We start from the raw sequence: 22346 nt of genomic DNA on the forward strand, positions 1-22346 counted from the left end.
TTAGAGAGGAACAGCAACATGGGCATTTTTGACTGGAAACACTGGATCGTCATTCTGGTTGTCGTGGTGCTGGTGTTCGGCACCAAGAAACTGAAAAACCTCGGCACCGACGTCGGCGAGTCGATCAAGGGCTTTCGCAAAGCCATGAACGACGACGAGAAACCGGCCGCTGATCCAACCGTGACGCCTGCGCAGCCGGTGCCACCGGTGCAGCCGCAAGCCACCGCTCAGGCTAACCCGCCGCACACCATCGACGTGCAGGCGCAGAAAGTCGAAGAGCCGATCCGCAAAGACGTGTGAGCACTGACTAATGTTTGGTATCAGCTTCTCTGAACTGCTGCTCGTCGGCCTCGTCGCCCTGCTGGTGCTGGGCCCCGAGCGTCTGCCGGGCGCTGCGCGCACCGCTGGCCTGTGGGTCGGACGGCTGAAGCGCAGCTTCAACGCGATCAAACAGGAAGTTGAACGTGAAATCGGTGCCGACGAAATACGTCGGCAACTGCACAACGAGCACATTCTGTCGCTGGAGCAGGAGGCGCGGAAGATTTTCAATCCGGTTCAGCAGGAGCCGACGCCGGTTGAAGTCGAACATGTCGGGCAGCAGACGATTCATGCGCCAGCTGCGCCCGCTGTAGCCGCACCTGCTGCCGTTGTAGCACCGACAGAACCGGCAGCCGTAGAAACTTCGGTTGAACACGTAGCCCCGACCGCCGCGCCGATCCAACCAGCGCCTCACGACCCAACATTGCCGCCGCGAGCCCCATGAGCGATCTCCCCGAAAACGACCAGCACATGCCGCTGGTTTCGCACCTCACCGAGTTGCGCACCCGCCTGCTGCGTTGTGTGGCGGCGATCTTCATCATCTTCGCCGGGCTGTTTGCGTTCACCCAGCAGATCTACACCTTCGTCTCGACGCCGCTGCGCCAGTACCTGCCGGTCGGCGCGACAATGATCGCCACCGACGTGTCGTCGCCGTTCCTGACGCCACTGAAGTTGACGATGATGGTTTCGCTGTTCCTCGCGATCCCGGTGATCCTGCATCAGATCTGGGGCTTTATCGCGCCAGGTTTGTACAAACATGAGAAACGCATCGCCGTGCCGTTGCTGGTGTCGAGCATTCTGCTGTTCTACACCGGCATGGCGTTCGCCTATTATTTCGTGTTCCCGCTGATCTTCAAGTTCTTCGCCGCAGCCACCCCGGCCGGCGTGGAAATGATGACCGACATCGCCAGTTACCTCGATTTCGTCATGACGCTGTTCTTCGCCTTCGGCGTGGCGTTCGAGATCCCGGTGGCCGTGGTGCTGCTGGTATGGATCGGCGTGGTCGACGTCAAATACCTGAAGAAAATCCGCCCGTACGTGATCATCGGCTGCTTCGTGGTCGGCATGATCCTGACGCCGCCGGACATTTTCTCGCAGACCTTGCTGGCCGTGCCGATGTGGATGCTGTTTGAAATCGGCATTCTGTTCGGCGGTTTGATCAGCAAGCGCGAACGTCCGGACGAGAACCCGGCCGACGATCACAACGACCAGCCGCCAGCGACCCAGGCATGAACCTGCTGTTGCTCGAAGAGGCCGATTTCATTGCGGCCGACCGTGTGGTGCTGCGTGATCGCCGCTTGACGCACATGCAGGAGGTTCACCGTTCGGAAGTCGGTGACAGCCTGCGCGTCGGCCGCATCAACGGACTGATGGGTTCCGCTGAGTTGCTGCGCCTCGAAGCGGGTGAAGCCGAATTGCGCGTCAGCCTCGATCAGCCACCGCCAGCCAAGCTGCCATTGACCTTGGTACTGGCGCTGCCGCGTCCGAAGATGCTCCGTCGGGTGTTTCAGACGGTGGCGACCATGGGCGTGTCGAAGGTGATTCTGGTCAACAGTTATCGGGTCGAGAAGAGCTTCTGGCAAACGCCGTTTCTTGAGCCTGAGGCGATTCGCGACAATTTGATCCTCGGCCTCGAACAGGCCCGCGACACCGTGTTGCCGGAAATCATCATCGAAAAGCGCTTCAAGCCTTTCGTTGAAGACCGGCTGCCGGCGATTACCGAAGGCACTCTCGGTCTGGTCGGCCATCCCGGCAACTACCCGCCGTGCCCGCGCGCGCTCAGCGAACCGGTGACACTGGCCATCGGCCCTGAAGGCGGCTGGATTCCTTACGAAATCGATCTGCTCGCCAAGTCCGGCCTGCAACCGGTGCAACTGGGCGAACGTATCCTGCGCGTCGAAACCGCCGTCACCGCCCTGCTCGCCCGCCTCTTCTAACCAAACACCGCTCCCCTGTAGGAGCTGCCGAAGGCTGCGATCTTTTGATGTTGTTTTTTAGAAGCAAGATCAAAAGATCGCAGCCTCGTTCCACTCGACAGCTCCTACACGATGGCGGCGTCTCGGATAAATGGTGTTACAGATTGCCATCATTCGGCCGATACCCTCCCCATAAGTCCAATTAGTGGTCGGGGAGTCGTCGCATGTACCGTTGGTTAGCCGAGAATCTTGGGAACGTCAGCGTCAAACGCAAGCTGGGAATCGGTTTCGGCCTGGTGCTGTTGCTGACACTGTTGATCACCTTCACCGGCTGGACCGGCATGAGCGGCATTATCAGCCGTGGTGACAAGCTCGGTTTTATCTCCAGCCTCAATGAGCTGACCAAGGACCTGCGCCTCGCGCGTCTGGACTACGAAGCACGCCGTGGCGAACAAGGCCCGGGCGCGGTCACCGATCTGCTCAACAAACTCGACAGCGGCCTGCAAACCGCGCGCAGCCTGATTGAACAGCCGTCCGACGCGGCGATGGTCGATCAACAACTGGCCGCCGTTGCCGAATACAAACGCGCTTTTGCCGACATGACCCAAGCCACCGTGCAGCGCGAAGACGCCCGCAGCAAGCTTGGCGCGAGTGCCGACAACGCCGTGGCGAAAGTCGCGGAAGTGGAAAAATCCATGCTGGCGGGTGACAGCGTCGCGCAATTCAACAGCGTGATCGAGCTGAGCAAACTGCTGCAGCAAGCACGCTACCAAGTGCGCGGCTACACCTACAGCGGCAAGGCCGAAGCCGAGCAACCGGCGCTCGACGCCATCGACAACGCCCTGAAAAACCTCGACAGCCTGCCAGCCAAGCTGCCGGAGCAACACATTGCCAACCTGCAACAGGCCACTGATTCGATCAAAGCCTATCGTGCGGCGGTCGCTCAGTTCCGCGACTCGCAGGTCAACAACGCCAAGGCCGCAGCGCGCATGTCGACTCAGGGCGACATCCTCATCGACGTCAGCAAGAAACTCACTGAATCGCAGACCGTGGTGCGCGACACCGATGCCGCTCACGCCAAGAACATGCTGATCATCGCCACTCTGCTGGCCGTGGCGTTCGGTCTGCTGGCCGCTTGGGCGATCACTCGCCAGATCATCATCCCGCTGAACCAGACCCTGAAAGTTGCCGAGCGCGTAGCCGCCGGCGACCTGACCCACAACCTCGTTTCCCTGCGTCGCGACGAACTCGGCCAACTGCAACGCTCGATGCAGAGCATGACCCAAGGCTTGCGCGAACTGGTGGGCGGGATCAGCGATGGCGTCACTCAGATCGCCAGCGCTGCCGAAGAACTCTCGGCGGTGACCGAGCAGACCAGCGCCGGGGTCAACAATCAGAAGATCGAGACCGACCAGGTCGCCACGGCCATGAACGAAATGGCCGCCACCGTGCAGGAAGTCGCGCGTAACGCCGAAGAAGCTTCCGAAGCCGCCGTCGCCGCTGACCAACAGGCCCGAGAGGGCGACAAAGTGGTGGGCGAAGCCATCGCGCAGATCGAGCGTCTGGCCGTTGAAGTCGGTCACTCCACCGAAGCCATGGGCGAGCTCAAGCGCGAGAGCGACAAGATCGGCAGCGTCCTCGACGTGATTAAATCCGTGGCCCAGCAAACCAACCTGCTGGCCCTCAACGCCGCCATCGAGGCCGCGCGTGCCGGTGAAGCCGGGCGTGGTTTCGCGGTAGTTGCCGATGAAGTTCGCAGCCTCGCCCAGCGCACGCAGAAGTCCACCGAAGAGATCGAAGAGCTGATCGTCGGCCTGCAAAACGGCACCCAGCAAGTGGCAACGATCATGGACAACAGCCGCACCCTCACCGACAGCAGCGTTGAGCTGACCCGTCGCGCGGGCGGTTCGCTGGAAAGCATCACCCGTACCGTGTCGGCGATTCAGGCGATGAACCAGCAGATCGCGGCGGCCGCCGAGCAGCAGAGCGCGGTGGCGGAAGAGATCAACCGTAGCGTGCTGAATGTGCGGGATGTGTCGGATCAAACTTCGGCGGCGAGTGAAGAGACGGCGGCTTCCAGCGTTGAACTGGCGCGGCTGGGCAATCACCTGCAGATATTGGTGGGGCGCTTCAAGGTTTGAGGTGATTGATTTGCCTCGGTTCGCTGTGGACCGAGGTGATGCTATCGCTGGCAAGCCAGCTCCCACAGTGAAGGTGTTGAACACAAACTTTGTGATCGACTACAAACCCTGTGGGAGCTGGCTTGCCAGCGATGGCGTCCGAGAGGACGCCGCAGTTACAGAACCTGACGCAGGAAGGCCTGCGCGCGCGGATCCTTCGGTGCATCAAAGAACTCCGCCGGCGCGGCATCTTCCAGCAACTTGCCGTGATCGAAGAACAACACCCGATCCGCCACTTCCCGGGCAAAGCCCATCTCGTGGGTCACGCAGACCATGGTCATGCCTTCCACGGCCAGGTTTTTCATCACGTCCAACACCTCACCGACCATCTCAGGGTCAAGCGCCGAGGTTGGCTCATCGAACAACATCACCTTCGGCTCCATCGCCAGCGCCCGGGCAATCGCCACGCGCTGTTGCTGACCGCCGGACAAGCGTGACGGAAATTCGTTGGCCTTCTGCGCAATGCCGACCTTTTTCAGCAACTCCATCGCCTTGGCTTCGCGCTCCTTCTTGTCGCGCTTGCGCACGACTTTCTGCGCCAGGCAAAGGTTTTCCAGCACGGTCATGTGCGGGAACAGGTTGAAATGCTGGAACACCATGCCGACTTCACGGCGGTAGGCGTTGACGTCGGTTTTCGGGTCGGCCAGTTGCAGACCATCGATGCTCACCGAGCCGGAATCGAACTCTTCCAGACCATTGAGGCAACGCAGGAAGGTCGATTTGCCGGAACCCGACGGGCCGATGACCACCAGCACTTCGCCCTTGGCTACCGTGGTGCTGACGTTATCCACCGCGCGCACCACTTGCCCACGGGTGTCGAAGACTTTTACCAGATCGCGGACTTCAATCACTTTGCGCGAGCCTCCGCTCAAGCCGGCTGGCGATTTTCGACAGCGGCAGGTTGATCAACAGGTACAGACCGGCGACGCAGAACAGAATCTCGAACGGCGAAAACGAAGTGGTGATCACTTCACGGCCGCTTTTCAGCAGCTCCGTGATGGCGATCACCGACACCAGCGAGGTGTCCTTGACCAGACTGATGAACTGCCCGGCCAGCGGCGGCAGCACGCGTTTCAGCGCTTGCGGCAGTACCACATGGCGCATCGACTGGCCGGCACTCAAGCCGAGCGAGCGCGCCGCCTCGTTCTGGCCCCGCGCAATCGATTGCACGCCGGAACGGATGATCTCCGCCACGTAGGCACCAGTGAACAGCGACAGTGCGGCGATCCCGGCGAACTCGCGGGACAGGTTCATCACCGTGCCGATGAAGAAGTAGAAAATGAATATCTGCACCAGCAGCGGCGTGCCGCGTACCAGTTCGACATAGATCGTCGAGAGGTCGCGCAGGGTCGGGTTGTTCGACAGACGGCAGAGACCGGTGATCAGACCGATCAGCAACCCGAGAATCCCGGAAACGACTGACAGCCAAAGCGTCGTCCACAGTCCCCACAACAGCGGCCCTGCCGCCCAATGCCGGGTCACGCCCACGACGTCACCTTCGGCCACATCGTCGCCCTGCGCGAATTGCAGGCTGTTCTCGTCGACGGTCAGGTGCTGCTCGTCACCGGCGTCATTGCGCAGGGTGACTTGCGCGCTGCTGCCCTTGCGCACGAGTTCAGTGACGGTGGAAATGTCCGTGGCACGCTGGGTTTCTTCCGCCTGATAGGCGAAGTACTGCGGCACACGGTTCCAGCGCCATTCGTAAGACATCAGCGACGTCGCGTAATACAACGCGCCCGCCAGGCCGACCAGCACCAGCACGGTGAGGACGTGCCAGGGCCATTGGGCTTTTTTCTGTTTCATTGCAGGTTCTCGGATGATCGTTCCCACGCTCTGCGTGGGAATGCCGCTCGGGACGCGGAGCGTCACAGGATGCGTTACCACGCAGAGCGTGGGAACGATCAGCGGATGCGCGTTATTCCATGTCCTTGAGCCACTCGGTGCTCTTGAACCACTTGTCATGGATGCGATCGTAGGTGCCGTCTTCGTGGATCTGGTGCAGGAAGTTGTTGATGAAGTTGAGGCTGTCGTAGTCGCCCTTCTTCAGACCAAACGCCAATGGCTCGTAGGTGAACGGCTTGTCGAGGAACACCAGCTTGCCGGCGCCGACCTTGGTCACCGCGACCACGTTGTACGGGGCGTCGTAGATGAAGGCGTCAGCCTTGCCGTTGACCACGTCGAGCACCGCTTCCTGCTCGTTGTCGTAGCCGTGGTACTTGGCTTTGGAGATCAGCTTCTTGGCGACCATTTCGCCGGTGGTGCCGAGCTTGGAGGTGATGCGGTAGTCGGCGGTGTTCAGGTCTTTGTACGACTTGATGGTGCCTTCCAGTTCCTTGCGGATCAGCAGGGTCTGGCCGACCACAATGAACGGTTCGCTGAAGTTCAGGCGCAGGTTGCGCTCCTGAGTCAGGGTCATGCCGCTGCCGATCATGTCGAACTTGTCGGTCATCAGCGCCGGGATGATGCCGTCGTAACCGGTGGAAACCAGCTCCAGCTTGACGCCCATGGCCTTGGACATGGCTTTGAGGATGTCGACTTCGAAGCCGATGATTTCGCCGCGCTTGTTGGTCATTTCGAACGGCATGTAGGTCGGATCCATACCGACTTTCAACGTGCCGCGCTTGACCGCGTCATCGATCGCGCCAGCCTGCGCCGCGTTGACTGCAACCAGTGCCGTGACGCCGACCAGCAGCATCGACAGATACTTCTTCATCTTCAAGTCCCCAAAACCATTGCGTATGCGGCGCGAAAACCAACAGAAATGGGCCAAAAAGCCCGGGTGCGCCAATTCGGGGACGGATGCTAACGCACTCGTTTTTTTGCACAAGGTTTAATGGACGATTTGTTTAACAATCAAGATCGCTCCCCCTCACCCCAGCCCTCTCCCCCAAGGGGGCGAGGGGGAAGGGAGCAGATCGGGGAATGTTCAAAACTCGAGTTCGACTCAATATCTCAGGTCGGCGTATCTCGAACATTCAACTCGGTCAGTCCCCTCTCCCTCTGGGAGAGGGCTAGGGTGAGGGGCTTTTCAGCAGGCAAAAAAAACCCCGCAACATCGCGGGGTTTCTTCATCAGGCCGGCTGAGCCTGCAGGCTCACCGGTCGCAACGGCAGCAGCGGCGCATGCGGATCAGCTTTCACCGAAGCCCGCCACGCATCCAGCCACTCGGCATGACCTTCAGCCCAAACCTGCTCATGCAGACGCGCCAAGGCAACAGGGTCGCTCAGCAATTGCAGACGATCATGGTTGTTCAGCCCGGCCGGGCCAACCTTGATCGCGTGACGCACACGTTCCTGACGCAGCCACTCGATCGGCTCGGCCTGACCGTGACGCGAGGTTGCCAGCGAGCACGCCAAAGCGTTCTGCTGTGGGTCGACCACCGCGCGGACAAAACCGTCGTTGAGGGCGTGGTAACGATTTTCGTGGGTGTACTGATCAGTCGCCAGCAGCGCCTGTGGCGGATTGTATTCCTCAGGGATGAGGAACAGGCTCTCGTCACGGGACTTCAGACCCAGACCGACACGGCTGGAGATCACCGACACCGGGATCGACAGCATCAGCGAACCGACGATTGGCACCAGCCACCAGAGGAAGCTCGGGTTCAGCCAGATCACCAGCAGAGCCCAGCAGAAGCCCAGCAGAGTCTGCGGGCCGTGGCGTTTGACTGCTTCGCTCCATGGCGTCGAGTCGTCGTCACGTTGCGGCGAGTTCCAGGTCGCGGCCCAGCCGAGGAACGCGGCCAGGACGAAACGGGTGTGAAAAATCATCCGCACCGGTGCCAGCAGCATGGAGAACAACATCTCCAGCAGCATCGACAAGGTCACCTTGAACTTGCCACCGAACTCTTTCGCGCCCTTGGCCCAGATCAGGATGATGCTCAACAGTTTCGGCAGGAACAGCAGCACGATGGTCGTCGAGAACAGCGCGATCGCCTTGTCCGGGTGCCATTGTGGCCACAGCGGATAAAGCTGACGTGGTTCAAGGAAGTACTGCGGCTCCATCAGTGTGTTCACCGCCAGCAGCGCGGTCGACAGCACCAGGAAGAAGAACCACAACGGCGCCGACAGGTACGACATCACGCCGGTGAGGAACACCGCGCGGTGCACCGGGTGCATGCCTTTGACCAGGAACAGACGGAAGTTCATCAGGTTGCCGTGGCACCAGCGACGGTCACGCTTGAGTTCGTCGAGCAGGTTCGGCGGCAGTTCTTCGTAGCTGCCCGGCAGGTCGTAGGCAATCCATACACCCCAACCGGCACGGCGCATCAGCGCGGCTTCAACGAAGTCGTGAGACAGAATCGCCCCCGAGAACGCGCCTTTACCCGGCAACGGCGCCAGGGCGCAGTGGTCGATAAACGGCTTCATGCGGATGATCGCGTTGTGACCCCAGTAGTGGGATTCACCCAACTGCCAGAAGTGCAGCCCGGCGGTAAACAGCGGGCCGTACACGCGGGTCGCAAACTGCTGCATACGCGCATAGAGAGTGTCCATGCCCGACGCACGCGGCGCGGTCTGGATGATCCCGGCGTCCGGCGTGGCTTCCATCAAGCGCACCAGACTGGTCAGGCACTCGCCGCTCATCACCGAGTCGGCATCGAGAACGACCATGTACTTGTAGTCACCGCCCCAACGACGGCAGAAGTCGTCGAGGTTGCCGCTCTTGCGTTTCACACGGCGGCGACGGCGACGATAGAAGATCTTGCCGAAACCTTTGGCTTCGCGGCAGACGTCCAGCCAGGCCTGTTGCTCGGCGACGCAGATATCGGTGTCGTTACTGTCGCTGAGGACGAAGAAGTCGAAGCGATCCAGATCACCGGTGGCGGCGACCGATTCGAACGTAGCGCGCAAACCGGCGAACACGCGCGGCACGTCTTCGTTGCAGATCGGCATGACCAGCGCGGTACGCGCGTCTTTGGCAATCGGCTCGTTGCCGGCGCTTTTGCCGGAAATACGGTATTTATCGTGACCGGTGAGCAACTCGAGGAAGCCCATCAACGCGGTCCAGAAACCGGCCGACACCCAGCAGAACAAAATCCCGAACAGAATCAGGATGCTGGTTTGCAGCGCATACGGCAGCACTTGCGTGGCGGTCTGCAGCAACGGCTGATGCAGGACTTCTTCCAGATCGACGAACGACCAACCCTGGTACGGCATGATGCCTTTCATGTACCAGCCAGCGACGATGGTCTGGCCAAGCATCAGCAGCAACAGAATGTAGCGACGGATCGAACCGACGGTGCGCCAGCGCGCAGCCGGCAGGACGTTCTCGTCTTTCGGCGGCTGCGGCGGGTTGGTGCGACCGGTCATACGACGCCAGCCACGCACCAGAATATTGGTGCGCCACGGCTCCGGAACGACCTTGGTGCGGCGGATCGGCGGCGTTGCCTTCAGGCTGACGCGACCGCTGGCATCAAGCACCAGCATCTCCGCTTCTTCCAGCTGTTCGGCAGTGCTCAGGATCAGACGCTTGCCCACCGAAGCCTGGGCGGCTTCGGCAGGTGCGTCGAATGTCGAGGACGACAGGCGTTCATGCAACTCGCTGAACGACTGGCAGCCCGCGAGTTCCGCGCGCTGCTCGTCGGTCATCGGCAGATGCGCCAGATACTCGGACAGAGTCTCTGGCTGTACTTGAGAGTTACTCATCGGCAGGCAACTGATAGCTCCAGGTCTCGGTCAGGACTTCTTCAGTCGGTGCCGATTCCGGTGTGGCTGGGGCCGCGTCGGCAGCAACAGGCTGCTTGGCGTCTTTGTTGGCCTTGTCCTTGGCTTCTGCCGCTGGCTTGGCGTCGGCCTGTTTGGCCTCGGCGGCCTTGGCTTCCTTATCGATTTTCTCTTGTTGCTTGGCGGCAACCTTGTCAGCCTTGGCAACGGACGAGTTGGACGCCGGCACCGATTTCGCCAGATCAGCGGTCACGACTGGTTGAACCAGTGCGGCACGCATCTCGGTCGACTTGCTCGCGTCCTTGATCTTCATCCGCAGGGTCAAGCGCCAGCCCTTGGTTTCCGGGTTGTAGCGCACGCTGTTCTCAACCAGTTCGGCGTTGTCGCCAACGCTGACTTGACTGCGCACGTCGGCATCCGGGGTCAGCGCGGCCAGCGATGGACCTTCGAAGTCGACCAGATAGGCAACGCTGCCGTCCGGCTGACGGATCAGGTTCGATTGCTTGACGTCACCGGTCGAACGCAGGGTCTGCGAAACCCAGGCGCTGTCCGGCGCGTGAATTGCCGATTCGTCCATGGTCCAGTGCATGCGGTAGGCGAAGTCCAGCGGCTGGCCCGGCTCCGGCATTTTTTCCGGGCTCCAGAACGCAACGATGTTGTCGTTGGTTTCGTCGGCGGTCGGAATTTCTACCAGATCAACGGTGCCCTTGCCCCACTCGCCCTTCGGCTCGATCCAGGCGCTTGGGCGCTTGTCGTAGCGATCGTCGAGGTCTTCGTAGTGGCTGAAGTCGCGACCACGTTGCAGCAGACCGAAACCACGCGGGTTCTCAATGCTGAAGTTGCTCACGGCCAGGTGTTTCGGGTTGTTCAACGGGCGCCAGATCCACTCGCCGTTGCCGGCATGGATCGACAGGCCGCTGGAGTCGTGCAGTTCACGACGGTAGTTGAGGACTTTCGACGGCTGGTTGGCGCCGAACAGGAACATGCTGGTCAGCGGCGCGATGCCCAGTTTGCCGACCTTGTCCCGCAGGAACATCTGCGCCTTGACGTCGACAATGGTGTCGCTGCCCGGACGCAGGATCAGACGGTAGGCGCCGGTAGCGCGTGGCGAATCCAGCAGGGCGAAGATCACTAGGTGCTTGTCGCCCGGCTTCGGCTGTTGAATCCAGAACTCGCGGAAACGCGGGAATTCTTCACCCGACGGCAGCGCGGTATCAATCGCCAGACCACGTGCCGAGAGGCCGTAGGTATGGCCCTTGCCGACAACGCGGAAGTAACTCGCGCCGAGCATGGTCATGATTTCGTCTTGCTTGTCAGCCTTGTTGATCGGGTACAGCACACGGAAACCGGCATAACCCAGCTGTTCGGTGGCTTTCGGATCGAATTTCAGGTCGCCGAAATCGAAGCGCGTCGGATCATATTTGATCTCTTCGACGGTGTTCGCCGTGATTTCGTTGATTTTCACCGGCGTATCAAAGTGCATACCCTGGTGATAGAAGGACAATTTGAACGGGGTCTTCTGATCAGCCCACTCAGCCTTTTCGGTGAGGAAGCGGATTTTCTGATAATCCGCGAACTTCATGTCGCGGAATTCGTTCGGCAGGTTGCTGCGCGGGGCTTCGAACTTCTGCCCGGCCAGTTCTTTAGCCTTCGCCGATACATCGTCAAGATTGAACGCCCAAAGCTGGCCGGCGCTGAGCAGGCACAGGAGCGCCGAACCCGCTACCAGGGCACTTCGCATGCGTTTGGCAGACATTTTTGCTGCATTACAGGGACTAACAATCACGAGCAACCCTCGCCGAAAACAGATCAATAAACCAACGGCCAGATGAAGTGCCTTTGAGATTTTCGGCAGTGAAAAGCCGACCTTCCAGAACACCCTTGCCAAGTTGGCGAGCATTGTTCCGACTCCGCTGGGGCAAAATGATTCCCCAATCGGATCCGGACAAGTCTCTACCTAAGTCAAAAATGAATCAGCGAACGCTGATCCCAGTGCGCGCGATTATCTAGTAGCCCGCATGACAACGCATCAGGGGTAACAAAGTATTTATCGCGAAAACACCCTAAAAACAGTCGAAATTTCCCAAAAAGGTGTTTCAAGCGCTTTCAGGTCTGTAACAAAAAGGTAACCGGGCCATCGTTGACCAAATGCACCTGCATATCGGCGCCGAATCTACCTGATGCCACAGTGCCATGCACCTGTTTCGCACTGCTCAATAGATAGTCGAACAATTCCTCGCCCAAGGCCGGAGGCGCCGCCGTCGAAAAGCTCGGGCGCAACCCGCTTTTGGTGTCGGCCGCCAGGGTGAACTGAGAGACCAGCAGCAACCCGCCACCGACATCGGCGAGGGACAAGTTCATCTTGCCCTCCGCGTCACTGAATACCCGATAGTTAAGCAGCTTATGCAGAAGTTTGTCGGCGCTGGCACGCGAGTCGTCGGGTTCGACCGCCACCAGCACCAGCAAACCGTGATCAACGGCGCCCACTACCGCTCCGTCTACTTCGACGCGCGCACCGCGAACGCGCTGTAAAAGCCCCTTCATGCTTCTTCAGGCGGCAGGTCGAGCAGGCGCCGGGCCATGTTGCCCGCGGCGCGCACCAGCGCATCGGTGATGCCCGGTTCAGAGGCGGCGTGACCGGCATCACGGATCACCTGCAGTTCGCTGTTCGGCCAGGCTTGATGCAATTCCCAGGCGTTGTCGAGCGGGCAGATTACGTCGTAGCGGCCGTGAATGATCACGCCCGGCAGATGAGCGATTTTGCCCATGTCGCGAATCAGCTGGTTCGGCTCAAGGAAAGCGTTATTGGTGAAGTAATGGCATTCGATCCGCGCAATCGACAGCGCGCGCTGCGGCTCGGAGAAGCGATCAACCACCAGCGGGTTCGGCCGCAGGGTCGCGGTGCGCCCTTCCCAGGTCGACCAGGCTTTGGCGGCGTGCATCTGCGCAATCTGGTCGTTGCCGGTCAGGCGTTTGTGGAATGCACTGAGCAGGTCATCGCGTTCGTCAAGCGGGATCGGTGCGATGTAATCCTGCCAGTAATCCGGGAACAGACGGCTCGCGCCGGCCTGATAGAACCACTCGATTTCCTGCGGACGGCAGAGAAAGATCCCACGCAGGATCAGACCGTGAACGCGCTCAGGGTGGGTTTGCGCGTAGGCCAGCGCCAGGGTCGAACCCCACGAGCCGCCGAACAGCACCCATTTGTCGATGCCCAGGTGTTTGCGGATGCGCTCAAGGTCGGCGACCAGATCCCAGGTGGTGTTGTTTTCCAGGCTGGCGTGCGGCGTGGAGCGCCCGCAACCGCGCTGGTCGAAGGTGACAATGCGATAGAGGTTGGGATCGAAATAGCGACGACTTTGCGCGTCGCAGCCGGCGCCGGGGCCGCCATGAATGAACACAACCGGCAAACCCTCCGGTGAACCGCTTTCGTCGACGTACAACGTATGGGTGTCATCGACAGCCAGATCGTGCCGGGCGTGAGGTTTGATCTGCGGAAACAAAGTCTGCATTGCGCGCTCCGTAAGGGGTCGAGGTCATCCCTGGGGGGACTTCTATTATTCTGCCGTTGGGCATCATAAACCCGATTTACGTCAATGAGCATGCTCCGGAGCCTGATCGTTCCCATGCTCTGCGTGGGAATGCCTCTTGGGACGCTCCGCGTCCAGTGACGCGGAGCGTCACGGGCTGCATTCCCACGCAGAGCATGGGAACGATCAAAAGATCGCAGCCTTCGGCAGCTCCTACAGGGGTGGATCAGCCGGTGTAGTGAGACTTTGCCCAGGCCAGATAGCCTTGTAGCAGTTCCTTGAGTACGACTTGCGTCGGCTCGGCCAGGTCGGCGCGATAGCGGAACGGTTCGAACTCCTCCATGTAGGTGCTCTGGCACAACTCCAGTTGCACCGCGTGGATGTTCTCGGCCGGGTTGCCGTAATGGCGGGTGATATGGCCGCCCTTGAAGCGGCCGTTGAGCACGTGGCTGTAGTTGCTGTGGCCGGCGCAGATTGCTTCGAGCTGACTGGCCAGTTGCGGATCACAACTGGCGCCGTTGAAGGTACCGAGGTTGAAGTCCGGCAGTTTGCCGTCGAACAGGTGCGGGATGATCGAGCGGATCGAGTGCGCATCGAACAGCAGCGCGTAACCGAATTCGGCTTTCAGCCGCGCCAACTCTTCTTGAAGCGTGCGGTGATACGGCGTCCAGATCTGCTCCAGATAAGTCGCGCGTTCTTCTTTCGACGGCTCGTGGCCTTCGCGGAACAACGGAATCCCGTCAAACAGCGTCGCCGGGTAGAGCCCGGTGGTAGCGCCCGCATATAACGGTTTGTCGTCGGACGGACGATTCAGGTCAATCACAAAACGCGAATACTCGGCGGCCAAGGTGCTGGCGCCCAGTTCTTCAGCAAAATCGTAGAGCTGCGGGATGTGCCAGTCGGTGTCCGGCAGGCTTTTCGCATCGGGGATCAACCCGGCTTCCACCGCAGGCGTCAGGCGCACACCGGCGTGAGGCATGCTGATCAGCAGCGGCACGCGCCCTTGTTTGAAGCTCAGAACCTTATCCACAAACGCCCTCCTACAGATTTGATTCGACGCCGTGACGCACGACGCGTTTGTCCAGATCGCCGCCGAGCCAATAGGCCAGATCCGCCGGACGATCAATATGCCAGGCCACGAAATCCGCGACCTTGCCGACTTCCAGCGAACCGTGAGTATCAGCCATGCCCAGCGCTTGCGCCGCATGGATGGTGGCGCCGGCCAAGGCTTCTTCCGGGGTCATGCGAAAGCAGGTGCAAGCCATGTTCAGCATCAGGCGCAACGACAGCGCCGGCGAGGTACCGGGGTTGAGGTCGCTGGCGATGGCGATTTTCACCTTGTGCTTGCGCAGGGCTTCCATCGGCGGCAACTGGGTCTCACGCAGGAAGTAGAACGCGCCGGGCAGCAGCACCGCGACGGTGTCGGACTCGGCCATGGCGATGGCGTCAGCCTCGTCCATGAACTCCAGGTGATCGGCGGACAACGCCTTATAGCGCGCAGCGAGGCTGGAGCCGTGCAGCGACGACAGTTGTTCGGCGTGCAGCTTCACCGGCAGACCGAGTTTTTGCGCGGCGATGAACACACGCTCGACTTGTTCCGGCGAGAACGCCAGGTATTCGCAGAACGCATCCACGGCGTCGACCAGCCCTTCGGCGGCCAGTGCGGGCAGCATTTCCGTGCAGATCAGCGCGATGTAATCATCGGCACGATCCTTGTATTCCGGCGGCAACGCATGGGCGGCGAGGCAGGTGCTGCGTACGCTGATCGGCAGCTCTTTGGCCAACCGTCGGATGACCCGGAGGATTTTGCGTTCATTGGCCAGATCGAGACCGTAGCCGGACTTCATTTCCACCGTGGTCACACCGTCGCGCATCAGGCTTTTCAGGCGTTTGGCGGCGCTGGCGAACAACTCGTCTTCAGTAGCTTCACGCGTCGCTCGCACGGTGCTGGCGATACCGCCGCCGGATGCCGCGATTTCGGCATAGCTGACGCCTTGCAGACGTTTTTCGAATTCGCCGCTGCGATTGCCGCCGAACACCGTGTGGGTGTGGCAATCGATCAGGCCGGGGGTGACCCACGCGCCCTGCAGGTCATTGACCGCCGGGTATTCGCCGGAGGGCAATTGATTGCGCGGGCCGATCCACTCGATGAGCGCACCGGACGTCACGATGGCCGCATCCTCGATGATCGAGTAGACGCCCTGCGCCATGGTTGCAACGTTGCAGTGTTGCCAGAGGGTTTTCACTGTTGGCCTCCGTTGGGGTTGGTTTGGTGGGCAGCCTTGAAAAGCCCCTCACCCTAGCCCTCTCCCGGAGGGAGAGGGGACTGACCGTGTTGTTCTGTCGAGGTGCGCCGACCTGAAAGTCTTGAGCCGAACTCAGGTCTTGAAGCTCACCGAGACCGGCGCCCTTTTCCCTCTCTCTCACAGGGACGAAAAAGGACTGACCGTGTTGTTCTGTCGAGGTACATCAACCTGAAAATCTTGAGCTGAACTCAGGCTCTGAAAACCACGAAGATCGGCTCCCTTCCCCCTCTCCCCCATGGGGGAGAGGGCTGGGGTGAGGGGGATCGATGTCAGTAACAACAAAGCTCTCCCTGAAAAAACACTTACAAACTAGGCAGCAACTTCGCTGAAACCAGCTCGGTCAAACACCGCGAAGCCAACAACTCAGTCGCCGCATTGATGTCTGGCGCAAAGAAGCGGTCCTTCTCGTAAAACGGCACTTCCTTGCGCAGTATCGCCCGTGCCTGTTCCAGCTTCGCCGAGGTCTTCAGGCCGTTACGCAGATCCAGTCCCTGCACCGCCGCCAGCCATTCCACCGCAAGAATCCCGCGGGTGTTTTCAGCCATTTCCCACAGACGCTTGCCAGCCGCCGGCGCCATCGACACGTGGTCTTCCTGGTTGGCCGAGGTCGGCAGGCTGTCCACCGAATGCGGATGGGACAGTGCTTTGTTTTCGCTGGCCAGCGCCGCAGCGGTGACCTGAGCAATCATGAAACCGGAGTTCACCCCGCCATTGGCGACGAGGAACGGCGGCAGCTGCGACATATGCTTGTCCATCATCAGCGAGATACGCCGTTCGCTCAGCGAGCCGATTTCCGCAATGGCCAGCGCCATATTGTCAGCGGCCATGGCCACTGGTTCGGCGTGGAAGTTACCGCCGGAAATCACGTCACCTTCAGCAGCAAACACCAACGGGTTGTCGGAAACCGCGTTGGCTTCCACCGCCAGCACTTCAGCGGCCTGACGGAACTGGGTCAGGCAGGCACCCATGACTTGCGGCTGGCAACGCAGCGAGTAAGGATCCTGAACCTTCTCGCAGTTCTGGTGCGAGTCCGAGACTTCACTGCGTTCACCGAGCAGATCGCGGTAAGCGGCAGCCGCGTCGATCTGACCTTTCTGGCCACGCGCCGCGTGAATACGTGCATCGAATGGCGAGCGCGAACCCAATACCGCTTCAACCGTCAGACCGCCCAGCGCCAAAGCACCGGCAAACAGGTCTTCACCTTCAAACAGACCACGCAATGCAAACGCAGTGGAAACCTGAGTACCGTTGAGCAGCGCCAGACCTTCTTTAGCCGCTAAAGTCAGCGGCCTCAGGCCGGCGACTTTCAGCGCTTCAGTAGCTTCCATCCACTCACCCTTGTAGCGCGCCTTGCCCTCGCCCAGCAGCACCAGCGACATGTGTGCCAACGGCGCCAGATCGCCCGAAGCACCTACCGAACCCTTCAACGGAATGTGCGGATACACCTCAGCGTTGATCAGCGCAATCAGCGCATCGATCACCACGCGGCGGATGCCGGAAAAACCACGGCTGAGGCTGTTGACCTTGAGCACCATGATCAGCCGCACCAGCTCATCACTGATCGGCTGGCCAACACCGGCGGCATGGGACAGCACCAGCGAGCGCTGGAGGTTTTCCAGGTCTTCGCTGGCGATGCGTGTCGAGGCCAGCAGGCCAAAACCAGTGTTGATGCCGTACGCGGTGCGATTCTCGGCGAGGATCTGCTCGACACAGGCGACGCTGGCTTCGATCTGCGCCGAGGCACTGTTATCCAGAGTCAACTTGACCGGGTTGAGGTAGACGTCACGCAGTTGGGCCAGGCTCAGTTGGCCGGGAATCAGGTTCAGCGCAGTCATTTTGTGCTCCTTTTGAGAGTTTGTTATTAACTCGCCAGACGCTCCGGAGATGTCCGTTGTCCGTCGCGTCTCGCCTTTTGGGGAGTCGCGCCTTGGCACGCTGGCGTGGGTATTGGTCAGTGCAAATTCGGTAAAACGTTGTGCGGCAGATGCGTGTTTTTCAACACGCTCGCAGCGGCAGCGATGTCCGGCGCCAGCCAGCGATCCTGATCGTAGGCCGGGACTTTTTCGCGCAGCAGTCGCCAAGCGATATCGGTGCCCGCGCCGAAGCGCAGGTCCTTGAGAAACTCAAACGCCTGCGCCGCCAGCAGGTATTCGATGGCGAGGATCTGCGTGCAGTTTTCCAGCGCGCGGTGCAGCTTCAGTGCGGCGTTGGTGCCCATGCTCAAGTGGTCTTCCTGCAGACCCGAAGTGATGTAGTTGTCGAGCACCGCCGGTTGCGCCAATTGGCGGTTTTCTGCGCACAACGATGCGGCGACGTATTGGACGATCATCATTCCGGAGTTAACCCCTGGATTTGCGACCAGAAACGCCGGCAGACCGCTGACGTGCGGGTTGACCAGACGATCGAGACGACGCTCGGCGATCGAGCCGATTTCAGCCATGGCAATCGCCAGCAAATCCGCCGCCATCGCCACCGATTGCCCGTGCGGGTTGGCTTGCGACATCACCCGGAAGTTGTCCGGAGTGCCCAGCAACAACGGGTTGTCGGTGCAGCCGTTGAGTTCGGCTTCGATTTGCTTGATCGCGTGATCGAGTTGATCACGCGCCGCGCCGTGCACCTGCGGGATCGAACGAATGCTCAGCGCATCTTGCGTGCGAATACCTTTGCTCGACGCGATCACTTCACTGCCGTCGAGCAATGCGCGCAAATTGATCCCGACTTGCTGCATGCCCGGGTGCGGTTTCAGCGCGATGATCTCGGCATCGAACGCGTCGATCTGACCGCGCTGCGCTTCGAAGCTCATGGCGCCGATGACATCGGCCCACTGCACCAGACGCGTGGCATCGGCAATCGCCAGACAGCTGAGGCCGGTCATGCACGGCGTGCCGTTGACCAGGCACAAACCGTCCTTCGCGCCGAGTTGCACCGGTTGCAGGCCCTCTTCGGCCAACGCCTGTTGCGCCGAGGTGATCTGACCGCGATAGCTGACATTGCCGACACCGAGCAGCGTGATGCCGATGTGCGCCATGTGGGTCAGGTAGCCCACCGAACCTTGCGACGGCACTTGCGGGGTGATCCCGCGATTGAGCAGCGCCAGCAGCGCTTCGACGACGCGGCGATGAATGCCGGATTTGCCGTGGCTGTAGTTGTGAATGGCGGCGCAGATGATCGCGCGGGTCTGCTCGTCGGCGAGTACCGGGCCGACGCCACAGGCGTGGCTGAGCAAGGTGTTGCGCGAGAGCTGGCTGAGTTGTTCGTCTTGCAGCGAGACGTTGGACAAACCGCCCAGGCCGGTGTTGACGCCATAGGCGCGCTCGCCGCTTTCGACGATGCGCTGGACGATGCCTTGGGCGTTTTCGATGCGCGCCCAGGTGTCGCTGGACAGCTCAAGTTGCGCGCCGTGACGGGCGACGGCAACCACGTCCTGCCAACGCAGAGGGGCGCCGGTGATAACGATTTTTTCAGCCTGGGACATCTAAAACCTCAACCGTAATATTGATGCAGCTTTACCGGCCTCATCGCTGGCAAGCCAGCTCCCACAGGATCTCCTGTGTTCACAAAATCTCTGTAGGAACTGGGCCAGCCAGCTCTCATTGTTCACACAACCCCTGTGGGAGCTGGCTTGCCAGCGATAGGGCCAGTCAGTGCACTGCATAATTCAGATCAAACCACCGCCGCCCGCCGCTGCACGAACCGGTCGACATACTCATCCGCCGGCGAATGCAGAATCTCGCGCGGCGTGCCGACCTGAATCAGGCGACCATCCTTGAGAATCGCAATCCGGTTACCAATACGCACCGCCTCATCAAGGTCGTGGGTGATGAACACAATGGTCTTGTGCAACGTCTTCTGCAGTTCCAGCAACTGATCCTGCATCTCCGCGCGGATCAGCGGGTCCAGCGCACTGAAGGCTTCGTCCATCAAGATGATGTCGGTGTCCGCCGCCAAGGCGCGGGCCAGACCAACACGCTGACGCATGCCGCCGGAGAGCTGGTGCGGGTATTTGTTTTCGTAGCCCTTCAGGCCCACGGTGTTGATCCAGTGCAGCGCACGTTCCGCGCACATCTGCTTGCTCTCGCCACGCACTTTCAGGCCGTAGGCGACGTTGTCGAGTACGGTCTTATGCGGCAACAGGCCAAAGCTCTGGAACACCATGCTGATCTTGTGCCGGCGAAATTCGCGCAGAGCGTCCATGTCGTATTGCAGGATGTCCACACCGTCGACGAGGATCGCGCCGCTGGTCGGGTCGATCAGCCGATTGAAGTGACGCACCAACGTCGACTTGCCGGAGCCGGACAGGCCCATGATCACGAAGATCTCGCCGGTGCCGATGCTCAGCGACAGGTCGTTAACGCCGACCACGCAACCGGTCTCGCTCAGCACCTGATCCTTGGTCTTGCCCTGGCCGACCATGGCCAGTGCGTCCTTGGCGCGGTTGCCGAAAATCTTGAAGACGTTTTTGACTTCGATCTTGCTCACGGTTGCGTTGCTCATTTGCTCACCTCGTGCCGTGGCCGACCGTACGCCTGAGTAATGCGGTCGATGACCACTGCGAGAATCACGATCGCCAGACCGGCCTCAAGACCACGTCCGACGTTGAGGGTCTGAATCCCCACCAACACATCTTCACCCAGGCCACGGGCGCCGATCATCGAGGCGATCACCACCATCGACAAGGCCATCATGGTGGTCTGGTTGATCCCGGCCATGATGCTCGGCAGGGCCAGCGGCAGTTGCACGCCGAACAGTTGCTGCCAGCGGTTGGCGCCGAAGGCGTTGATCGCTTCCATCACTTCGCCGTCAACCTGGCGAATGCCCAGATCAGTCAGGCGAATCAGCGGCGGCGCGGCATAGATAACGGTAGCGAAAATCGCCGGCACCTTGCCCAGACCGAACAGCATCAGCACCGGAATCAGGTACACGAAACTTGGCATGGTTTGCATGATGTCGAGCAGCGGCATCAGTACCGAACGCAGGCGATTGCTGCGTGCCGAGAGAATCCCCAGCGGGATGCCGATCAGCACCGAAATGATCGTCGCGACCATCATCAGCGCCAGGGTTTGCATGAGTTTGTCCCACAGGCCGACCGCGCCGACGAGGAACAACAAACCGACGATGACCGCAGTGGTCACCACTTTGCGCGTGGCGTGCCAGGCGATCACACCGACGATCGCCAGCATCAGCCACCACGGCGCTGCGCGCAGCAGGCCTTCAAGGTTGACGATGGCCCACAGCAGGGTGTCAGAGATGTGGCGGAACACATCACCGTAGTTGGTGACGAGCGAATCGACCCAACCGTTGACCCAGTCGGCGATGGAAAAGGTAAAGCTTTCGGGAAACATAAGCGGCTCTCAATCAGAAATCTCAATCAAGCGTTTACGGCATATCTCCCGGCCAGCCTCACGGTTGACCGGGAGGTATCGACCTACAGCGCCGCGTCGATTTTCTTGGCTGCGTCTGCACTGACCCACGCATGCCAGACCTCAGGATGTTCCTTGAGGAAGATTTTCGCCAGTTTTGGCGACTCGATACGTTCCTTGGCCATGCGGCCCAGGTTCTGGTTCAGCAGATCGATCGGCAGGTTGACCTTTTCCAGTACGGCGACCAGTTCTGGCGCCTCTTCGTGGAAGGTTTTCGACAGGCCGACCTTGATGCTCACCGACTTGTCGACGCCCGGTTTTTCTTCGAGTTTGACCAAGTCCACCTGGCCCATCAGCGGGGTTGGCGACCAGTAGTAGAACAGGATCGGCTCGCCACGCTTGTAGCTCGACAGTACTGCCGCATCCAGCGCCGGGCCGGTGCCTGGGCGGAAGTTGGTGTAGCTGCTTTCGAGGCCGTAGCTTTTCAGCATTTCGCTGTTGTCGAGTTCGCAGGTCCAGCCGGCCGGGCAATTATAGAAACGACCCTTGGAAGGCTCTTCGGCGTCCTTGAACACGGCGGCGTATTTGCCCAGGTCGGCGATGTTTTTCAGGTCCGGCGCTTTCGGTTCCAGCTTGCGCTTGGCGTCGCCTTCGATCACGTAACGCGGCACGTACCAGCCTTCCACCGCGCCGACGACCGGAGCGCCAACGCCGACGACCTTGCCGGCCTTCTCGGCCTTGTTCCAGACCTCGCTGCGGCCGACCCACTCTTCGGCGAACACTTGAATATCGTTGCTGCTCAGGGCGTTCTCCATGGTGATGGAGTTGCCCGGCAGGCTGTCGGTCTTGCAGTCGTAACCTTTCTCCAGCACCACTTGCAGCACGTCGGTCAGCAGCATGCCGCTTTCCCAGTTCAGACCGGCGAATTTCACCGGTTTGCCTGATTCGCACCAGCCGGCGGCTTGCGTCGCACCGGCACTGGCCAACAGGCCCATGGACAGCAATGTGGTCAGCAGGGTCTTGTTCGATTTCATTGTTGTGACGCTCCTAATCATGAATTGGCTTACGGCAGTCAA

Annotated in this window: 19 protein-coding genes and 1 pseudogene; 6 read left to right on the plus strand and 14 right to left on the minus strand. The window is 60.4% G+C overall.

Translation table 11 applies throughout. The features are described 5' to 3' along the window. Window positions 1-18: 18 nt before the first annotated feature. The 6 genes and pseudogenes from ACIF4X_RS02045 to ACIF4X_RS02070 all read left to right on the plus strand — a co-directional run bounded on the left by ACIF4X_RS02045 (window position 19) and on the right by ACIF4X_RS02070 (window position 4375). Window positions 19-300 carry a twin-arginine translocase TatA/TatE family subunit gene (locus tag ACIF4X_RS02045; RefSeq protein WP_003220847.1) on the plus strand — a complete coding sequence of 94 codons (282 nt, stop codon included), beginning with the start codon at window positions 19-21 and terminating at the stop codon, window positions 298-300. 10 nt (window positions 301-310) lie between these two features. Beyond that, window positions 311-763, plus strand: a complete 453-nt coding sequence (gene tatB / locus ACIF4X_RS02050) for a Sec-independent protein translocase protein TatB (protein ID WP_397480736.1) — start codon at window positions 311-313, stop codon at window positions 761-763. Then, window positions 760-1551: a twin-arginine translocase subunit TatC gene (gene tatC, locus ACIF4X_RS02055; RefSeq protein WP_016984605.1), complete on the plus strand. Its 792-nt coding sequence runs from the start codon at window positions 760-762 to the stop codon at window positions 1549-1551. Before tatB ends, tatC begins: the two co-directional genes overlap by 4 nt. Next, window positions 1548-2255: a 16S rRNA (uracil(1498)-N(3))-methyltransferase gene (locus tag ACIF4X_RS02060; protein WP_397480737.1), complete on the plus strand. Its 708-nt coding sequence runs from the start codon at window positions 1548-1550 to the stop codon at window positions 2253-2255. The genes tatC and ACIF4X_RS02060 overlap by 4 nt, the downstream gene beginning before the upstream one ends. A gap of 320 nt (window positions 2256-2575) precedes the next feature. After that, a pseudogene (locus tag ACIF4X_RS02065) lies at window positions 2576-3520 on the plus strand (methyl-accepting chemotaxis protein); the annotation flags it as partial. 141 nt (window positions 3521-3661) lie between these two features. Further along, entirely contained in the window at window positions 3662-4375 is a 714-nt protein-coding gene (locus ACIF4X_RS02070; RefSeq protein WP_397480926.1) for a methyl-accepting chemotaxis protein, read from the plus strand. A gap of 155 nt (window positions 4376-4530) precedes the next feature. On the opposite strand, the gene ACIF4X_RS02075 is transcribed toward ACIF4X_RS02070, so the two are convergent. The 14 genes from ACIF4X_RS02075 to ACIF4X_RS02140 form a co-directional block, all read right to left on the minus strand. Continuing rightward, on the minus strand, window positions 4531-5265 hold the full coding sequence (locus tag ACIF4X_RS02075) for an amino acid ABC transporter ATP-binding protein (RefSeq protein ID WP_397480738.1): 735 nt from the start codon (window positions 5263-5265) through the stop codon (window positions 4531-4533). Beyond that, window positions 5258-6217: an amino acid ABC transporter permease gene (locus ACIF4X_RS02080; RefSeq protein WP_397480739.1), complete on the minus strand. Its 960-nt coding sequence runs from the start codon at window positions 6215-6217 to the stop codon at window positions 5258-5260. The genes ACIF4X_RS02075 and ACIF4X_RS02080 overlap by 8 nt, the downstream gene beginning before the upstream one ends. A gap of 112 nt (window positions 6218-6329) precedes the next feature. Further along, a complete protein-coding gene (locus ACIF4X_RS02085) occupies window positions 6330-7127 on the minus strand; it encodes a transporter substrate-binding domain-containing protein (protein ID WP_034152980.1) in 798 nt (265 codons plus the stop codon). Between the two features lie 358 nt (window positions 7128-7485). Continuing rightward, entirely contained in the window at window positions 7486-10056 is a 2571-nt protein-coding gene (gene mdoH, locus ACIF4X_RS02090) for a glucans biosynthesis glucosyltransferase MdoH (RefSeq protein ID WP_397480740.1), read from the minus strand. Continuing rightward, a complete protein-coding gene (locus tag ACIF4X_RS02095) occupies window positions 10049-11830 on the minus strand; it encodes a glucan biosynthesis protein G (RefSeq protein ID WP_397480741.1) in 1782 nt (593 codons plus the stop codon). Before ACIF4X_RS02095 ends, mdoH begins: the two co-directional genes overlap by 8 nt. A 350-nt stretch (window positions 11831-12180) precedes the next feature. Continuing rightward, window positions 12181-12618, minus strand: a complete 438-nt coding sequence (gene dtd, locus ACIF4X_RS02100; RefSeq protein WP_397480742.1) for a D-aminoacyl-tRNA deacylase — start codon at window positions 12616-12618, stop codon at window positions 12181-12183. Beyond that, window positions 12615-13586: a prolyl aminopeptidase gene (gene pip, locus ACIF4X_RS02105; RefSeq protein WP_008080611.1), complete on the minus strand. Its 972-nt coding sequence runs from the start codon at window positions 13584-13586 to the stop codon at window positions 12615-12617. Before pip ends, dtd begins: the two co-directional genes overlap by 4 nt. Before the next feature lie 244 nt (window positions 13587-13830). Next, window positions 13831-14634, minus strand: coding sequence for an N-formylglutamate deformylase (gene hutG / locus ACIF4X_RS02110; protein WP_397480743.1), 804 nt, complete (start codon window positions 14632-14634; stop codon window positions 13831-13833). Window positions 14635-14644: 10 nt separating this feature from the next. Then, window positions 14645-15850, minus strand: a complete 1206-nt coding sequence (hutI, locus tag ACIF4X_RS02115) for an imidazolonepropionase (protein ID WP_397480744.1) — start codon at window positions 15848-15850, stop codon at window positions 14645-14647. Window positions 15851-16212: 362 nt separating this feature from the next. Continuing rightward, a complete protein-coding gene (gene hutH / locus ACIF4X_RS02120; protein ID WP_397480745.1) occupies window positions 16213-17745 on the minus strand; it encodes a histidine ammonia-lyase in 1533 nt (510 codons plus the stop codon). Window positions 17746-17861: 116 nt separating this feature from the next. Continuing rightward, window positions 17862-19385 carry a histidine ammonia-lyase gene (gene hutH / locus ACIF4X_RS02125; protein WP_397480746.1) on the minus strand — a complete coding sequence of 508 codons (1524 nt, stop codon included), beginning with the start codon at window positions 19383-19385 and terminating at the stop codon, window positions 17862-17864. A gap of 188 nt (window positions 19386-19573) precedes the next feature. Next, a complete protein-coding gene (locus tag ACIF4X_RS02130; RefSeq protein ID WP_064117063.1) occupies window positions 19574-20404 on the minus strand; it encodes a glycine betaine/L-proline ABC transporter ATP-binding protein in 831 nt (276 codons plus the stop codon). Next, on the minus strand, window positions 20401-21252 hold the full coding sequence (locus ACIF4X_RS02135; RefSeq protein WP_158956696.1) for a proline/glycine betaine ABC transporter permease: 852 nt from the start codon (window positions 21250-21252) through the stop codon (window positions 20401-20403). Before ACIF4X_RS02135 ends, ACIF4X_RS02130 begins: the two co-directional genes overlap by 4 nt. Window positions 21253-21335: 83 nt before the next feature. Then, window positions 21336-22304 carry an ABC transporter substrate-binding protein gene (locus tag ACIF4X_RS02140; RefSeq protein ID WP_397480747.1) on the minus strand — a complete coding sequence of 323 codons (969 nt, stop codon included), beginning with the start codon at window positions 22302-22304 and terminating at the stop codon, window positions 21336-21338. Between the last annotated feature and the right edge of the window lie 42 nt (window positions 22305-22346).

The sequence above is a fragment of the Pseudomonas sp. NPDC085632 genome, assembly GCF_044541255.1.
GTDB lineage: Bacteria > Pseudomonadota > Gammaproteobacteria > Pseudomonadales > Pseudomonadaceae > Aquipseudomonas.

Excerpts from the sequence above, each read along its gene's own strand:
- ACIF4X_RS02045 (WP_003220847.1), top strand. The coding sequence starts at position 19 with ATGGGCATTTTTGACTGGAAACACTGGATCGTCATTCTGGTTGTCGTG.
- tatB (WP_397480736.1), top strand. The coding sequence starts at position 311 with ATGTTTGGTATCAGCTTCTCTGAACTGCTGCTCGTCGGCCTCGTCGCC.
- tatC (WP_016984605.1), top strand. The coding sequence starts at position 760 with ATGAGCGATCTCCCCGAAAACGACCAGCACATGCCGCTGGTTTCGCAC.
- ACIF4X_RS02060 (WP_397480737.1), top strand. The coding sequence starts at position 1,548 with ATGAACCTGCTGTTGCTCGAAGAGGCCGATTTCATTGCGGCCGACCGT.
- ACIF4X_RS02070 (WP_397480926.1), top strand. The coding sequence starts at position 3,662 with ATGAACGAAATGGCCGCCACCGTGCAGGAAGTCGCGCGTAACGCCGAA.
- ACIF4X_RS02080 (WP_397480739.1), bottom strand. The coding sequence starts at position 6,217 with ATGAAACAGAAAAAAGCCCAATGGCCCTGGCACGTCCTCACCGTGCTG.
- ACIF4X_RS02085 (WP_034152980.1), bottom strand. The coding sequence starts at position 7,127 with ATGAAGAAGTATCTGTCGATGCTGCTGGTCGGCGTCACGGCACTGGTT.
- mdoH (WP_397480740.1), bottom strand. The coding sequence starts at position 10,056 with ATGAGTAACTCTCAAGTACAGCCAGAGACTCTGTCCGAGTATCTGGCG.
- ACIF4X_RS02095 (WP_397480741.1), bottom strand. The coding sequence starts at position 11,830 with ATGTCTGCCAAACGCATGCGAAGTGCCCTGGTAGCGGGTTCGGCGCTC.
- dtd (WP_397480742.1), bottom strand. The coding sequence starts at position 12,618 with ATGAAGGGGCTTTTACAGCGCGTTCGCGGTGCGCGCGTCGAAGTAGAC.
- pip (WP_008080611.1), bottom strand. The coding sequence starts at position 13,586 with ATGCAGACTTTGTTTCCGCAGATCAAACCTCACGCCCGGCACGATCTG.
- hutH (WP_397480745.1), bottom strand. The coding sequence starts at position 17,745 with ATGACTGCGCTGAACCTGATTCCCGGCCAACTGAGCCTGGCCCAACTG.
- hutH (WP_397480746.1), bottom strand. The coding sequence starts at position 19,385 with ATGTCCCAGGCTGAAAAAATCGTTATCACCGGCGCCCCTCTGCGTTGG.
- ACIF4X_RS02130 (WP_064117063.1), bottom strand. The coding sequence starts at position 20,404 with ATGAGCAACGCAACCGTGAGCAAGATCGAAGTCAAAAACGTCTTCAAG.
- ACIF4X_RS02135 (WP_158956696.1), bottom strand. The coding sequence starts at position 21,252 with ATGTTTCCCGAAAGCTTTACCTTTTCCATCGCCGACTGGGTCAACGGT.
- ACIF4X_RS02140 (WP_397480747.1), bottom strand. The coding sequence starts at position 22,304 with ATGAAATCGAACAAGACCCTGCTGACCACATTGCTGTCCATGGGCCTG.